Here is a 16729-nt window from a genome sequence, read left to right as displayed (position 1 = left end):
CATGCGAATGACCAAGCGGGTCAAGGTCCAACTGTCGATCTTCGCCACTGTCGCGGTGACCGCCGGTTCGGTGATGATCTTCGGCTACATCAAGGCGCCCGCCATGTTCGGGGTGGGGCGCTACACCGTCACCATGCAGCTGACGCAGGCCGCCGGGTTGTACGAGAGCGCGAACGTGACGTACCGAGGCACCGAGGTCGGCCGGGTTACCGCGGTGACTCTCACCGACACCGGCGTCGACGCGACCCTTTCGCTGCGTTCCGATGTGAAGATCCCCTCCGACCTCACCGCAGAAGTGCACAGCACCTCCGCGATCGGCGAACAGTACGTGGCGCTGCTTCCCCGTAGCGGCAATGCACCTCCGCTGAAGAACGGCGACGTCATCCCGGTGGGCGATACGTCGATACCGCCGGACATCGGCGCCCTGCTCGACGCTGCCAACCGCCAGCTGCTGGCGATACCCCGGGACAACGTTAAGACGGTCATCGACGAAAGCTATGTCGCGGTCGGCGGGCAGGGACCCGAGATCTCCCGCATCGTCAACGGTTCCACGCAGTTGGCCATCGATGCGCGCAAGAATCTCGACCCGATGGTCTCGCTGATCGACCAGTCGCAACCTGTGCTCGATTCACAGGCCGAGACCGCCGACTCGATTAAAGCCTGGGCGTCGCACCTTGCCGATCTCACCGGCCAACTCAAGACGAACGACAGTGCTTTCGCGGGCCTGATCGAACGCGGCGGACACGCCGCCGATGAGGCGCGCCAGCTGATCGACCGACTCCAGCCCAGCGTGCCGGTGCTGATGAACAACCTGCTCGGCGTCGGTCAACTCGCGCTCACCTACAACCCGGCCATCGAGCAGCTGCTGGTGCTCGTACCGATGGGCGTCGCGGTCATGCAAGCGGGCACCGTGGCCAACCAGAACACCAAGCATCCCGGGCTCGTGCTGTCCTTCAATCTCAACCTCAACCTGCCGCCACCGTGCACCACCGGTTACCTGCCCGCCCAGCAGCAGCGGATACCGACCATGGTGGACACGCCCGACCGGCCCGTGGACGACCTCTACTGCCGCATACCGCAGAACTCGTGGAACGCTGTACGCGGCGCACGCAACCTGCCCTGCCTGATGAAGCCGGGGAAACGCGCGCCGAGCGCAAAGATGTGCAAGAGCGACGAGGAATACGTGCCGCTCAACGACGGTTTCAACTGGAAGGGCGATCCGAACGCCACGCTGTCCGGGCAGGACATCCCGCAGCGGCCGCCCGAACCGTCACCGCCGCAAGCTGTTCCGGCTGCGCCACCGGAGGCGACGCCGCCGATCGCGGCCGCCTACTACGACCCCGCGACCGGCAGTTACGAAGGACCGGACGGACGTATCTACACGCAGTCGAACCTGGCGCCCAACAACGGCGGAAAGACCTGGCAGGACCTGCTGACGCCGCCCAGCTGAGGCTTACCGGCCCGCGTTGCTCGCCAACTCGATGACGTACTGGTTGACGAAGGTGCCCGCGGGCGGGTCGCCCTTGTCGCACGTTCCGTCGGACTCACCGGGACGCTTGATCCACAGATAGGCGTCCGCGTGCGGGCCCGCGGTTTGCGTGGTGGGCGGAACGCCGAGTGCCCGGCCGCTCGGGTTGCACCAGTGCAGCGGCGAATCGGGTGCGGCCCCATTGCCGTTGCGCGAGGTGTCGATCACGTAATTCTTCCCGTTGGTGAGCCCGGAAATCGCTTCGCCGTAACCGATTTCCTCTTCGGTGGTGAAGAAGTTCGCGACGTTGAGGCTGAACCCCCGCGCGCGTTCGACACCGGCCTGCTGCAGGCGGGACGCCATCTCCTCGGCGGGGTGCCAACGCAGGTGCCCGGCGTCGACGTACACTGCCGCCGCCGGATTTCGCGTGAGCGCGTCGACGGCGTAGCGGATCAGGTCGAACCGCTCCTGGCGCTGGTCGCCTGAAAGACAGTCGGCCATGGCCAGCGCGTCGGGCTCGAGGACGATCGCCGCCCGCGAACCGCCGATCTGGGCGGCGATGCCGTCGATCCATTCGCGATACGCGGCGCCCGAGCCCATGCCACCCGCCGCGAAGCTGCCGCAGTCGCGGTGCGGGATGCCGTAGATCGAAAAGACCGGGATGGCGCCGGCGGCGGCGGCGTCGGCCGTGTACTTCGCGACCGTCGATGCCGACGAGCCCGGGACCAGCCAGTACGCCTGCGGCGTCTCGGCGACAGCGGTCAGCTGGGGGCTCGGCGGATCCGCGCTGCGTGCCGCGCGCATGGCTGCCGAGTTGGGATTGACGTAGAACGGCGCTCCGACCAGCGGGTTCGCGTCGCTGGCAAGACGCACCGTCGTGGTCCGGTCGACCGGGTCGGCGAGAAGACCGATACCGGCGGCGGCCGCGACCGTCATGACGAACAACCGCGCGACTGCTCTGGCAGCTGAGGAGATCACGCGAGGAAGTTAGCGCCTCTCAGCAGCGGGCGCCAATCCCGGGTCAGAGAGCGAGGGCTGCGCCGGCCGAATGGCTGAGGTGGCTGTTGGCGATGGCTTCCTCCATGCCGCGGGTCGCGAGGACATCGGCGAGTTCGTTGTCGGCGACGCCTGCGTGCCCCTTCACCCAGAACCACTCGACCTGGTGGCGGCCGCACGCCGCCCGCAGCCGCTGCCACAGGTCGACGTTCTTCACCGGCTGCTTCGCGGCGGTCATCCAACCGTTGCGCTCCCAGCCCAGCACCCACTTGGTGATGCCGTTCCGGACGTAGGTGCTGTCGGTATAGAGGTGCGCCACCACCGGTCGCGTCAGCGCCTCGAGCGCCATGATCGGCGCCATCAGTTCCATCCGGTTGTTGCTCGTCACGCCGGACTCGCCACCGCACATCTCGCGGACGTGCTCGCGGTGGCGCAGCACCGCGCCCCAGCCGCCCGGGCCGGGGTTGGGCCTGCAGCCGCCGTCGGTGTGGATGACGACGATGTCTTGGGCGAACTCGAGCATGCGCCGAGGATAGGCACTCGGCCCGATGATCGGGTCGCGACGCGCCAGCCGTCAGCCTCCCTGCGGGACCACGTAGGTCGGCTGGTACGGGTTGAGCCCCTGCTTGATCGCCTCGGCGCGCAGGTAATCCTCAACCGACGGGTAGCCCTTGACCTCCGCGGCGCGTTTCAGCGCCTCCTGCTCGGCCACCTTCGTCTCGGCGACGGCGGCGGCCAGATCCGCTTCCGCCTTCGCCTTTTTCGCGTTGGCCTCGGCGACGCCCTGCGCCTGCGTGGCTTGGGCGTTCTGTATCGCGGCCTGCTCACGCTCGATCGCGGCCTTCAGCTCGGGATTGACCGGCGTCGGCTTGAGCACCGTCACCTGAAAGTTGGTGAAGAAGTCCACTCCGTCGGTGCGCGCCCTGCTGGCGCTCGGCAGCGATTCGAGAAGTGCATTGCGAAACTCGATGCGCGCCTCCTCGTCGTTCCAGATCTGCTGCCACGTGTACTTCTGCGCCACGCCGTTGAGCGTGTCCTGCAGCGGTTGTCCGATCACGTAGTTGAGGAGCTCGACCCAACCGTCGCTGACCGTTCCGTCGTCGTTCAACCAGCCGTTGTACTTCGTGCCGAAGTCGCGGTGGAACTGTTTGAGCTTCTCGCAGTCCGTCGTCAGGTCGAACGTCACAACCACGGGGACGTTCATGTCCGCGGGCGCCTTGGCGTTGGACACCACGACGTACGGTCCCCGCTCGGAGCCGGGGTCGCCGGTCGCATCCCAGGAGATCTGGCGAGCCGGATACCGGTACACGTGGTTGGTGATCTCGTTCTGCGAGTTCTCCGGGGCGATGCATCCCTTGACGACCGGGTCGGTCGGGATCATCCAATAGCCGTCGACGACGACGGCCTGCTCCCCGGCCCCGACGCTGGCGTACGAGCAACCGGTCAGCAATGCCAGGGAAAGCCCAAGGGCGACAGCGGATCTCTTCATCGTCGTTACCTTTCGTTCAGGGCCTAGGTTGTTCAGGACTGAGGCGGTGCGTCCTGGCGCACGCAGCACTAGCGGAGAAGACCTGTTCGCGAACTGTACTGTCGCGATCCCGGTCTCAGACTCGATTTCGATATGGTGGCGGCATGACTAGTCAGCGGGTGCCTGGCGGGGTGGTGCACAAGCTTCCCACAGACCTGCGCAAGGCGTTGATCTCGAACGACACCGCGCTGGCCGCGTGGAAGGACATCACGCCGCTGGCGCGTAACGAGTTCATCTGCTGGGTCGAGGATGCCAAGCAGCCGGCGACCCGCGATCGTCGCATTCGTCGCACCCAGGAGGAGCTCGAAGAGGGCATGCGCAGACCATGCTGCTGGCCCGGGTGCAAGCACCGCGAGCGCAACGGGCGGTAGTCGTCAGTCTTCGTAGACGGGGGCGGACTGTAGTTCCGGGGCGGCGGCGGCGAGCAGTGCGGTGCGGTCGCGGGTGAGTGGGGGATAGATGCGCTCACCGTTGATCGTCCGCTTGGTGGCCTTCGCCCGTGCACCGGTGGCGACGACGCGGCGGTCCCAGCCCTCGGTGTACACCGCACCGGCCGGCCCCAGATCGAGAACCGTGACGTACCAAGGGATTCGCAGCGAGAGCATGGGCTCGCCCAGCAGGTCGCTGATCACGTTGTAGCCGGCGTAGCGGCCCATCGGCCTGCCGTGCTGACAGGACATCACCGACATGTGCTCGTCGTCCATGCGCGCCGCGGCCACATCGCCCGCGGCGAACACCCCGGAGACGCCCTCGACCCGTAGGTAGTCATCGACCGGCAGCCGGCCCAAGCGATCGCGTGACACGCCGAACTGCGCGGTCAGCGGATTCGCCCGCATGCCTGCGCACCATACGACCGTCGCCGCCGGGATGACCTCGCCGGACGACAGGGTCACGCTTCGTTCGTCGATGGCGGTGACGCCGACGCCGGTACGCGTGTCCACGTGGTTGTCGGCCAACGCCTGCTCGATGACCGGACGGGCAGACTCGCCCATGTCCGATCCGAGATGCGGATTGTGATCGACGAGGATCACCCGCGGGGCGATGTCTGAGCCGAGGACGTCGGCGAACATTCCCGGCAGCTCACTGGCGGTCTCGATGCCGGTGAGCCCCGCGCCCACCACCACAGCGGTGGCGCTCGCAGGGTCCGCGGCGCGTTCGGCCAGCCCGCGGATGTGCGCCTGCAGCGCCGTCGCGTGGTCGTAGGTGTCGACATCGAAGCCGAACTCCGACAGGCCGGGAAGGTCGGGCTTGGCGACCGTGCTGCCCACCGCCATCACGAGGCGGTCGTAGTTCAGGGTGGCGCCGAAGGCGGTGCTGACGGTGGCCCGCGCCGGGTCGATTCCGGTTACGTCCGCGGTGATGTGCCCGACGCCGACGGGATCGAGCAAGTCCTGCAACGGGATCCGGCACGGACCGAGGTCCGGCTCGTAGTTGCGGACCCGGATGTCGTGGAACGGTTGCGAACTGACCACGGTGACGTCGACCGTTCCGGGCTGCGCGCCGAGTTCGTCGAGCCGCCTCGCCGCGCCCAGCGCCGCCCACAGCCCGGCAAACCCTGACCCCAGGACGAGCACGCGTGAGGACGCCGACACCGCACCATCGTCACCAACCCACGGTGGACTGACAAGATTTGTGTGCATCGAGGAGCGGTGAGCGCTCCGAAACGCACACAAATCGCTGGGGTTTGCTGGCGAGGTCGTCGGACACCGTCGATGACCTTGATTCTCGGTCCGGCGGTGGCGGTATCCGTTTCCGGCGATTCGTTGCCGAGCGGAGCCCTGCGCACATAACTGCGGCGCGTGGGTGAAGGCCCTTTCGGCGACCTTTGCGCGACTTTTTCCCTTCGAAATCAAGATCGCTAGTTCGTTGCTCAATGAAGCGGCGATTCTGCCGCCGAAACGGCTTTTGGCACTCGCGTCTCGTTCGGCATCGGAGCGACACGATCGGCGCACACCCGCCGGACTGGGAAAAGCGCTGGCAGCGACGCTGATCTTGTTGAGCGTCCGGTTCGCATTGCCGACAGTGATCATGATGCTCGTGCCGAACGGAGGCACGGCGCCGAAATGACCACGCGATCGGTCAGATTTGCCATGGTTTCTTCAACTCAGTTTCTAGTGAGTACTGCCAGGTCTATGCGACAATATTTATGTATCTACCGGCAGGATCGTTGCTGGACGGAGAGGATCATCGACACGACGCATTTGCGCGCCGCGGCGGGTGCCTGCGCGCTCTCGATAGGGCTCCTCGTCTGCAGTAGCAGCGGGGCGATCGCCCTTGCTGACGAGACCGGCACCGGCACCGACAGCACGTCCGTAGACACGACGAATTCCTCGTCGCCCGGTGACGATACGAGTAAGCCTTCGTCCACCAATCCGACCAGCGTTATCGGAAACCAGCGGGTCGATGAGGACGCAGAGACCACCACCACCAACACAAGCGGCACGGTCACGAAGGTGTCCACCAACGGCCCGACCTCGGTGGTATCGGCCCAGACCAACACGGGCACTCAGAAACTCACCACCGCCGTCCAAGACATCACGAACGCGGTCTCGACCGCGATAGCATCGGCCACGTCGGCGGCGAATACCGCTGTCTCGCAGGCGATTTCGATCCCCGAGGCCACGCAGACGAATACTCCGACCACGAACCAGAGCGCGCCGGAGGCGACGAACGCCCCCGCGGCGGGTCTAGGAAACGGGTCGTCGGGGAGTTCGTCCACGCCAGGCGGATCGTCGCCCACCGGGTCCAGCGCGGTGGCCCCGAAGCCGAAGACCTTCGAAGGGGCAGTGGTCACACCCTTCTCGAACGCCTTGAACACCATTGCGCAGGCACTCGGGACGTCCGTCACCACGCTCGCTGGGCTGCCGACGTCCCAGACGCCGATCACTGACGTCATTACGGCGATCCAGATCATGATCACCGCCGTGGTGAACGCCGTCGGCGAGGTGGCCAAGGTGCCGGACAACCTGCTCGACCTGCTCGGCTTCGGTGTTGTCGACGGCCCCAACGCACCGGTCTTCGGTGCCGCTGGCTCCGTGAACGGTCCGTCGGTCGCACCCGTCCACGCGCCGCTCATCGGTACCGAGCCGATGCAGCTGCCGCAGCTCGCCGCCGATGCGCCGCTGTTCGGCACGGTGGTCGAGGCGTCGGATCTCGGGGGCATCACCACCGCCAGCCTGAACCACAAGGTGGCGCTGTCCGGACTGGCGCCCGCCCCCGCAAAAGTCAGCGCGGGAACGACCTCGTTCCTCGATCACGTCGTCAAGTCAGTCCTGGCTCCGGCGTCGTTGACGGCGCTTGCCGCCATCGCGGTGCCGGGTATCGGCGGCCTGCTGATCGTGTGCGCCGCCGGCGTCCGGATCGGTTACCGCCAGGCCAAGGCAATGTTGGCGCTGCGGATGTCCGGCATCGCCCGCTTCGCCGGTCCCGGCCCGATGGGCGTCGTTCGATCCGGGTCGTTGATCGCGCTGTATCCGCGTGGCAAGCGGGTCGACAAGCCACGTGCCGCCCACGCGGTACGGGCAAGCACGGCGCGTTCGACAACCGTGCTCGAGCAGGTCGCCTAACCTGCGCGGCTGCGCGCCGCATCCAACACCGTTTCGATCTCGTCCCACGTCCGGCGGACGATGTCGGCCACCGGAAGAAGCTCGGCGATCCGCGAGGAGACCTGACCGGTGTTCGCGACACTGGCCTCCATATCGCCGCCGAAGTAGAGCTCCGTGACCTTGCCGAGCAGTTTCGCGTTCGGATCGTGCTCGGCCACGCGTGCCGCGAGCCCCGTCCGAAGCACACGCATGGTCGGATTGCCCGGAATGTCAAGGAGCACGGTGCCCGCATCGTTGGCGGCAACGATCGCCTCTTTGAAGTTGGTGTGCACCAGCGACTCTCGGCTCGCGAGCATGCGCGTGCCCATCTGAACGCCTTCCGCACCCAGCACCAGCGATGCCGCGGCGGACTGCGCGTCGCACATGCCACCCGCGGCGATGATCGGCAGATCGACATGGGCAGCGACGAGCGGAAGCAAGACCATCGTGGATGCCCCCAGCGCAGACTTGAACCCGCCGCCCTCGACGCCCTCGACCACCAACGCGTCGACTCCCGCGGCGACCGCCTTCTGAGCCGCGCGCAACGACCCGACGACATGCACCACCGTCATCCCCGCGTCGTGTAGCCGCGCAGTGAACAGCGCGGGATCGCCCGCGGAGGTGAACACGTGCCGCACACCCGCCTCGACCAGCGTGTCGACGATTGACGGATCGCTCTTCCAGCCCTGGATCATCAGGTTCGCGGCGACGGGACGATCGGTGAGGTCGCGCACTCGCTTCAGGTCCGCTCGGCCCTCATCGGTCAGCGTCTCGATCATTCCCAGGCCGCCGGCCTCCGAGACTGCCGCAGCCAGCTCAGCACGGGCGATGTAGGTCATCGGTGCCTGGACCACGGGATAGTCGACGCCGAGCAGTGTCTGAATTCGATTGGGCACGGCCCATTAAAACCGTTCCACGCCCGGAATTAGGGCTGTCGCATTTTTACATTGAGTACTTTATGATTTCTGCATGGCGAAGCCGCCCCTGTCGATGAAGCCGACCGGCTGGTTCCAGGTCGCGTGGTCTGACGAGATCAAGACCGGCGATGTGCATCGGATGAAGTACTTCGGCACTGAGATGATCGCGTGGCGAGCCGAGTCCGGGCAGCTCACCGTCATGGATGCGTACTGCGAACATCTCGGCGCACACCTCGGGTACGGCGGTCACGTCGAGGGCGAGGTCATCCAGTGCCCCTTCCACGGCTGGCAGTGGAATCACGAGGGTCGCAACGTGTGCATCCCCTACGAGGACCGGCCGAACCGGGGACGCCGCATTCGTACCTATCCGACCGTGGAGCGCAACGAGGCGATCTACATCTGGCACGACGTGCACCGGCGCGATCCGTACTTCGAGGCACCCGACGTGTTCGCGAGCTTCAACGACGGCAGCAGCGCCGACGACTACTACCCGCAGCAACGGTTGTATCGCGAAGCGCTGGAGATGCATCCGCAGTACGTCCTCGAAAACGGCGTCGACTTCGCGCATTTCAAGTTCGTGCACCAGACGCCGATCGTGCCCGTCTTCACCCGGCACGACTTCGACGATGCCGTCTCCTATGTCGATTTCACGATCACGTTCGAAGGCGACGACCAGCAGAGCATCGACGACATCGACAGCAGGGTCGAGGCGATCAACGGCGGCCTCGGCATCGCGGTGACGAAAAGCTTTGGGATGGTGGATAACCGGACGATCTCCGCCGTCACACCGGTCGACGACAGCACGTCCGATGTCCGCTTCATGGTGTACATCGGCCGCACACCGACGCGCAATCCGGAGCGCGCGGAGATGAAGGCCCGCGAATTCGGGCAGGAAGTCATCCGGCAGTTCGCCCAGGACATCGAGATCTGGCAACACCAACGCTATTCCGATCCGCCGGCGCTGGCCGGTTCGGAGCAGCAGGGCTTCACCGCGATCCGCAACTGGGCCAAGCAGTTCTATCCCGACGGTATCGGTGGCAGCGCCGCCGAGGTCTATGCAGCACAGAAAGGTCGAACCGAATGAGCGCAAAGCGCAAGCCGATCCGCGTGTTCCAGGTCGCTACGGGCAACGTCGGCAGCGAGATGATCAAGCGGATCGCCGACCGCCCTGAGCTCGAACTGATCGGAGTGCACTGCTACTCACCGGAGAAGGTCGGCCGCGACGTCGGCGAGTTGGCCGGGTTGGCGCCCAACGGCGTGACGGCCACCGGCACGGTCGAGGAGATCATCGCGGCCAAGCCCGACGTGTTGACGTTCCACGGCGTATTCCCCGACGAGGACCTCTACGTGAAGGTTCTCGAGGCCGGCATCAACATCGTCACCACCGCGGACTGGATCACCGGCTGGCACCGTGACACGAACCATCCCCATCCGTCGGGCAAGCCGGTCACCCAACTCCTTGCCGAGGCATGCGAGAAGGGCGGATCCACCTTCTACGGCACCGGAATGAATCCCGGCCTGAACCAGATCCTGGGCGTTGTGTGTTCGGCTGACGTCGCCGAGATCGAGAACGTCACCACCATCGAATCCGTCGACGTCTCGTGTCATCACTCGAAGGACACATGGATCGAGGTCGGCTACGGCCTTCCGGTCGACGACCCGAGCATTCCGGGCAAGCTGGAGAAGTACACCCGCGTGTTCGCCGACAGCGTGCTCATGATGGCCGACTGCTTCGACCTGAAACTCGACGAGGTCAAGTTCAGCTATGAACTCGGGGCGTGCACCAAGGACGTCGACCTCGGTTGGTACGTGTTGCCGAAGGGGTCCCTCGGCGGCAACTACATCAAGTATCAGGGCATGGTCGACGGAGTGCCGAGGGTCGAGACGCACCTGGAATGGCAGATGACCCCGCACACGGATCCGAGCTGGGATATCAAGGGCTGTTACATCACTCAGATCAAGGGCGACCCGTGCGTATACAACAAGCACATGATCTTCCCGAAGCCCGGTGTCGACCTGTCGAATCCCGCCAACTTCGCCTCGATCGGTATGACGGTTACCGGTATGCCTGCGCTGAGCGCGATTTCGTCGGTAGTGGACGCGCCTCCGGGACTGCTGACGAGCGCCGACGTGCCGCTGCGCGGCTTCGCCGGCCGCTTCAAGCTGTAGCGAGCGACAGCTCGAGCCGCTCGAGCCGTCGCACCAACAGGCTTGGTAGCCAGCGGCCGACCTCGACCGCGTCGATCCACGCCGTGCGATCGAGTAAGCGCTGCAAGACGATTCGGGCCTCCAGACGGGCCAACGCGGCGCCGACGCAGAAGTGCGCGCCCTTGCCGAACGAGATATGCCCCTTGCCGCCGGGCCGGTCCAGTCGGAAGTCGTTGGGATCGTCGAAATGCGCGGGATCACGGTTCGCCGCGCCCCACAACAGCACCAGCCGGGACCCCGCGGGCAGGTCGGTGCCGCACAGCGTCGCGTCTCGAACCACGTGCCGATAGTGTCCGCGGAACGGCGGCTCGAAGCGCAGCACCTCTTCGAGGAATGCGCCGAGCGCATCAGGGTTGTCCCGAAGTTCTCGTTGAATCTCGGGAAGCCGGGTCAGCACGTGCGCGGCGGATCCGATGAGGGATGCCGTGGACTCGCCGCCCGCGCTGAACAAGGTCGCCATCATACCCAGCGCCGTGAGGTCGCTCAATTCGCCTGCGGCACGGGCGGTTGCGAGATCGCCGAGAAGATTGTTCGGGGGATTCTCGGCCGCCCGCTGGAAGTGCTCGTTGATGTACACGGAGAGTTCCATGACGGCCATACCCGCTGCGGCGAGCTCGTCTCGGCTGACAAGTCCCTCCACCATCTGGGTGCCCGCGTAACCCCATCGCATCAGTTGGTCGACGTCCACATCCGGAACCCCGATCAGGCGGGTGACAATCATCATCGGCAGCCGGTTCGCCATCGCCGACATCCATTCGATTTGACCGTCGTGGACGCCGTTATCCCAGAGCCGAACCTCGGTTTCGGCGATGTACGCCTCCAACGAGTTGATCTTTCGGGCGGCCAGTTGGGGCAGCAGGAGCTTGCGATGAAATGCGTGGGCGGGGTCGTCCGCGGTCGCCAGCGCCTGCATCTCGCCGCCGAGTTCGCCCATCACGAACTCTCCGACCTTGCCGTCTTCGTAGGTCATCGTCGCGGTGAGGTTCGAGGAGAAGTCCTCGGGCCGGGCGATGACGTCGTTGACGGCATCCCAACCGGAGACGGCGTAGAACCCCGAATCGCCGATGCGGTGCACCGGGCCGCTGTCGTGCATGCGGCGGTAGAGCGGATACGGATCCTGGATGAACTCGTCGTCGAACAACGCGATCCCCAGTTGTTCTGTGTTCCGCACTGTCATGCGTCCAGGCTGACCGGGCGACGCGTGCGGCGTCAACGGGTGCGGGTGAAGTTGACAATCGCAGGTGGGAGGGTGTCTGCGGGCTCGTCTCACGGGGCGGCTTCTGCCAGTGCAAATGGTGAGATGACTCTACATATTTGTCTCAAGATGAGAAGATCGATCCCATGGCTCGCAGCGACTGGCTGATCGGTGGTGATCGCCGTACTGCGGCGACCGAGCGCATCTACGACGCGGCGATGGATCTGATCGCGCGCAACGGGATGGACGCCTTCGATGTCGACGCACTGGCCGCCCGCGTGCACTGCTCGCGCGCGACGGTCTACCGGCACGCCGGCGGCAAGGCGGAGATCCGCGACGCCGTCTTGATGCGTTCTGCGGCACGAATCGTGGCAACCGTGCGCGACGCCGTCGACGGACTCTCCGGAGCCGAACGGATCGGGAGGGCGATCACCGTGGCGCTCAAGGAGATCCGGTCGCATCCGCTGCGCCAGTCGCTGGTCAATTCGCTGCGTAGCGGACAGGCGATGACGTGGATCACCGAATCTCCGGTCGTGGCCGGTTTCGCGACCGACCTGAACGGGCTCACCGAGGACGACACCGAAGCGGCGCAATGGATCGTCCGCGTCGTCATGTCGATGCTGTACTGGCCCGTCGACGATGCGGACGCCGAGCGTCGCGTGGTGGAGCGTTTCGTTTTGCCCGCTTTCGCAGAGCTTGGTGGGGATAGGATTTCGTCTCAACCATGACCTCGAATATCGCGCCGCGTCGTCCCGCGAATGGCAAGCAGGTTCGCGCGGATCGCACGCGGGCGACCGTCATCGACGAGACCGTGCGCTGTGTCATCGAGGAGGGGTTCGGCGCCGCGAGCGCCAAGCACATCACCGAGCGTGCGGGTGTCACCTGGGGAGTGATTCAGTACCACTTCGGTGACCGCGACGGCCTGTTGATGGCCGTCGTCGACCGCGGATTCAGCGAACTGCTCGCGAAACTGCGCGAGGTCGAACCGAAACTTGGTTCATACGAGGGACGTGCCAGGACCGAACTTCTCGTCAACACCGTCGCCGAGGCGTTCTTGAGCCCGACATCCATTGCGGCACTGGAGATTCTGATCGCCACCCGAGCCAGCCGAGCGGACGTCGACCAGCGGCATCTGCTGGATCTCTTCACGACTCTCACCGATCTCGGGCGCTACGTCGCCGAGGGGCTCGAGCCTGAGCGCGCCGATGCCGTCGGCAATCTGGTGTGGACCACCTTGATGGGCGCCATGGTTGCCACGATGGCGGTGCCGGGCCCGGTCGATGTCAGCCGTGAGTTGCGCGCGCTGACCGACACGATCACCGCCTACGTGGACCAGGCGCGACAGGGTTAGGGTCCGACGTCGTCTCCTCGGTTGAGACAGCGGCCTGGCGACGGGTGGCGAGCACACACCCGACGAGGATGAGTACGAGCGCGGCGACGTTCCACGCCGTCAACGGCTCGTTGAGCACGATCACCCCGGCCGCCAACGCCACCACGGGGTTGACGTAGGTGAACACCAACGCCCGCGCGGCGCCGACCTCGCGGATGAGGGCGAAGAACACCAGAAACGCCACCGCCGTACAGATAACGGCGAGGCCACCGAGCGCCAAAAGCACTCGAGTGGCAGGCATTTCATCCGGCCACGTCGCCGCGGCGGGCGCTGCATACACCAGTGCGGCGAATCCCAGACACACGGCCGTCATCGGCAGCGCGGGCACGTCGTTCAGGTGTCGTGCGGCGATCAGCGGCGCGATCGCGTAACACGTCGCGACCAATAACACCTCGATGATCGGCCAGGTGCTGCCGCCGATGTGCGGACCCGCGAGAACCGCGACGCCGGAGATACCGATGGCGAGACCGAGGATGCGCTTGACGCCGAGGCGCTCACCGCCGGTGAGGCGATCGAGCAGCGCGGCGAAGATCGGCGCGGCGGCGATCAGCAGACCGGTCATCGAACTGGTCAGATGACGTTCGGCGTCTGACAGCAGCCACCAGGCGGCGATGATCTCGAAGAACGCGAAACCCGCCAGCGCCCTCCAGTGGTCGCGCACGATCGTCACCGTCCGACGCGACAGGGCGAGCGGAAGCAGCACCGCCGCACCGACGGCGACCCGCGTAAAGACCAGTACCGGAACCGAGACACCCTCGACGGCGATCTTGATCAGCAAGTAGGGGATGCCCCAGATGATGCTCATCGCGAGGAACAGGATCCATCCGCGCGAACTCACGCACGCCACCCTACGAGTCGGAACCCGCGGCCGTCGAAGGGTTTTTCGGGCGCGCCATCACATCGAAAGCGACAGGATGCAGACGCCTACTCGAACTTTTCCTGCATTACGTCGATAGCGATGGTCAGGCCCTGGACAGCTCCGCGTACCGGCTGACGTGGTAGTCCGTCGACCCGAACTCGAACTGGACCGCCGTCAGCCGCTTGAAGTAATGGCCGATCGCGAGTTCCTCCGTCATCCCCATACCGCCGTGCAATTGCACGGACTGCTGGCCGATGAAGCGTGCTGCGCGCCCGATCGTGGCCTTGGCCGCCGACACCGCCTGTGCGCGCACCGCGGGTTCAGCCTCGAGGTTGAGGACGGCGAGGTAAACGGCGGCGACGGACTGCTCGAGCTCCATGTACATGTCGACCATCCGGTGCTGCAGAGCCTGGAAGCTGCCGATCGGCTGCCCGAACTGGTGGCGTTGCTTGGCGTACTCGACGGTGTCGGCCAACACCTTTCGCATGCAGCCGACGGCTTCGGAGCAGACGGCGGCGGCGCCTTCGTCGCGTGCTGTGGCGATCGAGGGCCAGGCCTGCCCCTCCTCGCCGAGCAGTGCGTCGCCCGGAATCCGCAGTCCGTCGAAGGTGACGTCGGCGGCGCGACGGTCGTCGACCGTTCGATAGCTGTGCATCTCGATGCCAGGGCCGGTTGCGTCCAGGTCGACAAGGAAGAGGGAGATGCCGTTGGCGGTGCGCGCGGTCACCAGCAGATGGCTGGCCAGCGGTGCACTCATCGCGACGATCTTCGACCCGCGCAGCGTCCATCCGTCGCCGTCGCGCTCGGCAGTCGTCGACACTTCCTGCCAGTGGTCGCCCGAGCCGGCCTCGGCTGCGGCCAGTGCGACGATCGCGTTGCCCTCGACGATCTTATCCAGCAGGGCGGTTGCGACGGGGCCGCCCGCGCGGTGCAGCAGGCCACCCGCGACGACGACGGTGTCGACGTAGGGCTCCACCACCAGCGCGTGCCCGAGTGCCTCGGCGATGACCATGATCTCGACGGGGCCGCCGCCGATACCGCCGACATCCTCGGGCAGTGCGGCACCGAGGATTCCGAGCTCGTTGGCGAAGCCGCGCCAGATGTCGGGTTGCCAACCCGGCCCCGTCTTGGCCGCGGCGCGGCTCTTCTCGAGGTCGTATCGCGTCGACAGGAACTTGCCCAGGCCGTCGCGCAGCAGTTCCTGTTCGTCGCTCAGATTGAAGTCCATGTCATACCCCGATCAGAGTCCGAGGGCCGCTTTGGCCAGGATATTGCGCTGAATCTCGTTGCTGCCCGCGTAGATCGAGCCGGCGCGGTCGTTGAAGTAGCGCAACGGCGCCACCGCCTGCCACTCCTCACCGCTGACGTAGCCGTCCGGCGGCGGTTCGTACTCGGTCACCGGCCCGCCGGGACAGGTTGCGTGTGGTTGGTAGACCCGGCCGCGCGGCCCGGCGGCCTCCATCGCGAGCTCGGTCAGCGTCTGGCTCAACTCGGTGGCGATCACCTTGAGCATCGACGACGCCACCCCGGGATTCTTGCCCTCGGCGACGGCGGCGAGCACGCGGTACTCGAGGATCTCCAGCACCTGGGTGCGGATGCGAGCGTCGGCCAGCTTGCGGGTGAACGCGGGGTCGTCGAGTAACCAGCCACCGCCCGGGGCCGGCTGATCGGCGGCGACGGTGGCGATCTCGTCGGCCATCACCTGCAGTGCGGGCGACGATGCGCCGCCGCCACGCTCGAACTCGAGCAGGTACTTGGCGACGGTCCAGCCCTCGTCGATCTTGCCCAGAACATTGGCCTTGGGCACCCGGACCTCGTCGAAGAAGACCTGGTTCTGCACCTCCTCACCGGAGGTCATGACCAACGGCCGGATCTGGATGCCCGGCGAGGTCATGTCGATGAGCACGAACGTGATGCCCTGCTGCTTCTTCGGTGTCTTCGACGTGCGGACCAACGCGAACATCCAGTTCGCCTCGCGGGCATGCGTTGTCCAGATCTTGCTTCCCGTGCACACCAGGTCGTCGCCGTCGTCGACGGCCTGCATCGACAGCGCGGCCAGGTCGGAGCCGGCTTCCGGTTCGGAGTAGCCCTGGCAGAAGAACACCTCGCCGGTCAGGATGCGGGGGAGGAAGAAGTCCTTCTGCTCGTCGGTGCCGAACTTGACGAGTGCGTGAGCCACCATGCGGATCCCCATCGGGGACAAGGAGGGCGCGCCCGCCAGCTGGGACTCGCGGCTGAAGATGTAGTGCTGGGTCAGGCTCCAGTCGCAGCCGCCGTATTCGACGGGCCATGCCGGCGCCGCCCAGCCGCGTTCGTGCAGGATCCGCTGCCACTCCATGCTGGCCTCGTGATCGGCGTAAACGCTCGTCATGAGGCGACCGGCCCGTCGCAGTTCAGGTGTCAGCTTCTCGTCCAGAAACTCGCGTACCTCGTCGCGAAATGCCACGTCGGCCGCCGACCACGTGAGGTCCATGCTTGTTCCCCTGTCTGCAGAGCGCTATCCAGAGAGTAAACCTAGTTAGTTAGGTGAAGCGCGCGCGGGTGCCGAAGCGGGGAGACTGTTCCTCTGGCAGCCTTCAGCGAA

General features: G+C 65.9%; 19 protein-coding genes. 8 read left to right on the top strand and 11 right to left on the bottom strand.

Annotated features, from left to right (window positions below; translation table 11 throughout):
• The first annotated feature begins 1 nt into the window (after position 1).
• Positions 2 to 1450 carry an MCE family protein gene (locus G6N43_RS22500; protein WP_083150313.1) on the top strand — a complete coding sequence of 483 codons (1449 nt, stop codon included), beginning with the start codon at positions 2 to 4 and terminating at the stop codon, positions 1448 to 1450.
• A 3-nt stretch (positions 1451 to 1453) separates the two neighbouring features.
• Here the strand turns inward: G6N43_RS22500 and G6N43_RS22495 are convergent, their stop codons facing one another.
• From G6N43_RS22495 to G6N43_RS22485, 3 genes are read right to left on the bottom strand one after another with little or no spacing between them, the layout of a single operon-like run.
• Positions 1454 to 2446, bottom strand: coding sequence for a glycoside hydrolase family 6 protein (locus tag G6N43_RS22495; protein ID WP_110810330.1), 993 nt, complete (start codon positions 2444 to 2446; stop codon positions 1454 to 1456).
• Positions 2447 to 2489: 43 nt separating this feature from the next.
• Positions 2490 to 2987: a ribonuclease HI gene (rnhA, locus tag G6N43_RS22490; protein ID WP_083150315.1), complete on the bottom strand. Its 498-nt coding sequence runs from the start codon at positions 2985 to 2987 to the stop codon at positions 2490 to 2492.
• 51 nt (positions 2988 to 3038) lie between these two features.
• A complete protein-coding gene (locus G6N43_RS22485) occupies positions 3039 to 3953 on the bottom strand; it encodes an SPFH domain-containing protein (RefSeq protein WP_083150316.1) in 915 nt (304 codons plus the stop codon).
• 143 nt (positions 3954 to 4096) lie between these two features.
• On the opposite strand from G6N43_RS22485, the gene G6N43_RS22480 reads away from it, so the two are divergent.
• Positions 4097 to 4363, top strand: coding sequence for a YdeI/OmpD-associated family protein (locus tag G6N43_RS22480; RefSeq protein ID WP_083150317.1), 267 nt, complete (start codon positions 4097 to 4099; stop codon positions 4361 to 4363).
• A gap of 3 nt (positions 4364 to 4366) precedes the next feature.
• Here the strand turns inward: G6N43_RS22480 and G6N43_RS22475 are convergent, their stop codons facing one another.
• A complete protein-coding gene (locus G6N43_RS22475) occupies positions 4367 to 5632 on the bottom strand; it encodes an NAD(P)/FAD-dependent oxidoreductase (RefSeq protein WP_244960502.1) in 1266 nt (421 codons plus the stop codon).
• Between the two features lie 163 nt (positions 5633 to 5795).
• On the opposite strand from G6N43_RS22475, the gene G6N43_RS22470 reads away from it, so the two are divergent.
• Positions 5796 to 6059 carry a hypothetical protein gene (locus G6N43_RS22470; protein WP_083150319.1) on the top strand — a complete coding sequence of 88 codons (264 nt, stop codon included), beginning with the start codon at positions 5796 to 5798 and terminating at the stop codon, positions 6057 to 6059.
• Positions 6060 to 6144: 85 nt separating this feature from the next.
• Here G6N43_RS22470 and G6N43_RS22465 read toward each other — a convergent pair whose 3' ends face one another.
• Both G6N43_RS22465 and G6N43_RS22460 read right to left on the bottom strand, forming a co-directional pair.
• Positions 6145 to 6498: a hypothetical protein gene (locus G6N43_RS22465; protein WP_083150320.1), complete on the bottom strand. Its 354-nt coding sequence runs from the start codon at positions 6496 to 6498 to the stop codon at positions 6145 to 6147.
• Positions 6499 to 6786: a hypothetical protein gene (locus G6N43_RS22460; RefSeq protein ID WP_163658163.1), complete on the bottom strand. Its 288-nt coding sequence runs from the start codon at positions 6784 to 6786 to the stop codon at positions 6499 to 6501.
• Between G6N43_RS22460 and G6N43_RS22455 the strand changes: the two genes are divergently transcribed.
• A complete protein-coding gene (locus G6N43_RS22455) occupies positions 6779 to 7558 on the top strand; it encodes a hypothetical protein (protein ID WP_133056546.1) in 780 nt (259 codons plus the stop codon). The two genes, G6N43_RS22460 and G6N43_RS22455, sit on opposite strands and share 8 nt — an antisense overlap.
• Here G6N43_RS22455 and G6N43_RS22450 read toward each other — a convergent pair.
• Entirely contained in the window at positions 7555 to 8472 is a 918-nt protein-coding gene (locus G6N43_RS22450; RefSeq protein ID WP_083150323.1) for an NAD(P)H-dependent flavin oxidoreductase, read from the bottom strand. The genes G6N43_RS22455 and G6N43_RS22450 overlap by 4 nt on opposite strands.
• A gap of 73 nt (positions 8473 to 8545) precedes the next feature.
• Here G6N43_RS22450 and G6N43_RS22445 point away from each other — a divergent pair, with 73 nt between their 5' ends.
• Both G6N43_RS22445 and G6N43_RS22440 read left to right on the top strand, forming a co-directional pair.
• A complete protein-coding gene (locus tag G6N43_RS22445; RefSeq protein WP_083150324.1) occupies positions 8546 to 9577 on the top strand; it encodes an aromatic ring-hydroxylating dioxygenase subunit alpha in 1032 nt (343 codons plus the stop codon).
• Positions 9574 to 10662, top strand: coding sequence for an NAD(P)H-dependent amine dehydrogenase family protein (locus G6N43_RS22440; protein ID WP_083150325.1), 1089 nt, complete (start codon positions 9574 to 9576; stop codon positions 10660 to 10662). The genes G6N43_RS22445 and G6N43_RS22440 overlap by 4 nt, the downstream gene beginning before the upstream one ends.
• Here G6N43_RS22440 and G6N43_RS22435 read toward each other — a convergent pair.
• Positions 10652 to 11878 carry a cytochrome P450 gene (locus G6N43_RS22435; protein ID WP_083150326.1) on the bottom strand — a complete coding sequence of 409 codons (1227 nt, stop codon included), beginning with the start codon at positions 11876 to 11878 and terminating at the stop codon, positions 10652 to 10654. The genes G6N43_RS22440 and G6N43_RS22435 overlap by 11 nt on opposite strands.
• A gap of 164 nt (positions 11879 to 12042) precedes the next feature.
• Here G6N43_RS22435 and G6N43_RS22430 point away from each other — a divergent pair, with 164 nt between their 5' ends.
• Positions 12043 to 12624: a TetR/AcrR family transcriptional regulator gene (locus G6N43_RS22430; protein ID WP_083150327.1), complete on the top strand. Its 582-nt coding sequence runs from the start codon at positions 12043 to 12045 to the stop codon at positions 12622 to 12624.
• Entirely contained in the window at positions 12621 to 13247 is a 627-nt protein-coding gene (locus tag G6N43_RS22425) for a TetR/AcrR family transcriptional regulator (RefSeq protein ID WP_083150328.1), read from the top strand. Before G6N43_RS22430 ends, G6N43_RS22425 begins: the two co-directional genes overlap by 4 nt.
• Here the strand turns inward: G6N43_RS22425 and G6N43_RS22420 are convergent.
• From G6N43_RS22420 to G6N43_RS22410, 3 genes are all read right to left on the bottom strand, one after another.
• Entirely contained in the window at positions 13213 to 14124 is a 912-nt protein-coding gene (locus G6N43_RS22420; RefSeq protein WP_083150329.1) for a DMT family transporter, read from the bottom strand. The two genes, G6N43_RS22425 and G6N43_RS22420, sit on opposite strands and share 35 nt — an antisense overlap.
• A gap of 124 nt (positions 14125 to 14248) precedes the next feature.
• Complete coding sequence (locus tag G6N43_RS22415; protein ID WP_083150330.1) at positions 14249 to 15373, bottom strand: acyl-CoA dehydrogenase family protein; 1125 nt, start codon at positions 15371 to 15373, stop codon at positions 14249 to 14251.
• Between the two features lie 12 nt (positions 15374 to 15385).
• A complete protein-coding gene (locus tag G6N43_RS22410; RefSeq protein WP_083150331.1) occupies positions 15386 to 16618 on the bottom strand; it encodes an acyl-CoA dehydrogenase family protein in 1233 nt (410 codons plus the stop codon).
• Between the last annotated feature and the right edge of the window lie 111 nt (positions 16619 to 16729).

The organism is Mycolicibacterium moriokaense, from assembly GCF_010726085.1.
In the GTDB taxonomy this organism is placed as follows: domain Bacteria; phylum Actinomycetota; class Actinomycetes; order Mycobacteriales; family Mycobacteriaceae; genus Mycobacterium; species Mycobacterium moriokaense.
Note: the sequence above shows the minus strand (reverse complement) of the source record. Positions and strands in the feature narration are given on the sequence as shown.

Coding starts and splice junctions, on each gene's coding strand:
- G6N43_RS22410 (WP_083150331.1), bottom strand. CDS start 16,618: ATGGACCTCACGTGGTCGGCGGCCGACGTGGCATTTCGCGACGAGGTA.
- G6N43_RS22440 (WP_083150325.1), top strand. CDS start 9,574: ATGAGCGCAAAGCGCAAGCCGATCCGCGTGTTCCAGGTCGCTACGGGC.
- G6N43_RS22485 (WP_083150316.1), bottom strand. CDS start 3,953: ATGAAGAGATCCGCTGTCGCCCTTGGGCTTTCCCTGGCATTGCTGACC.
- G6N43_RS22435 (WP_083150326.1), bottom strand. CDS start 11,878: ATGACAGTGCGGAACACAGAACAACTGGGGATCGCGTTGTTCGACGAC.
- G6N43_RS22445 (WP_083150324.1), top strand. CDS start 8,546: ATGGCGAAGCCGCCCCTGTCGATGAAGCCGACCGGCTGGTTCCAGGTC.
- G6N43_RS22430 (WP_083150327.1), top strand. CDS start 12,043: ATGGCTCGCAGCGACTGGCTGATCGGTGGTGATCGCCGTACTGCGGCG.
- rnhA (WP_083150315.1), bottom strand. CDS start 2,987: ATGCTCGAGTTCGCCCAAGACATCGTCGTCATCCACACCGACGGCGGC.
- G6N43_RS22425 (WP_083150328.1), top strand. CDS start 12,621: ATGACCTCGAATATCGCGCCGCGTCGTCCCGCGAATGGCAAGCAGGTT.
- G6N43_RS22415 (WP_083150330.1), bottom strand. CDS start 15,373: ATGGACTTCAATCTGAGCGACGAACAGGAACTGCTGCGCGACGGCCTG.
- G6N43_RS22480 (WP_083150317.1), top strand. CDS start 4,097: ATGACTAGTCAGCGGGTGCCTGGCGGGGTGGTGCACAAGCTTCCCACA.
- G6N43_RS22500 (WP_083150313.1), top strand. CDS start 2: ATGCGAATGACCAAGCGGGTCAAGGTCCAACTGTCGATCTTCGCCACT.
- G6N43_RS22475 (WP_244960502.1), bottom strand. CDS start 5,632: ATGCACACAAATCTTGTCAGTCCACCGTGGGTTGGTGACGATGGTGCG.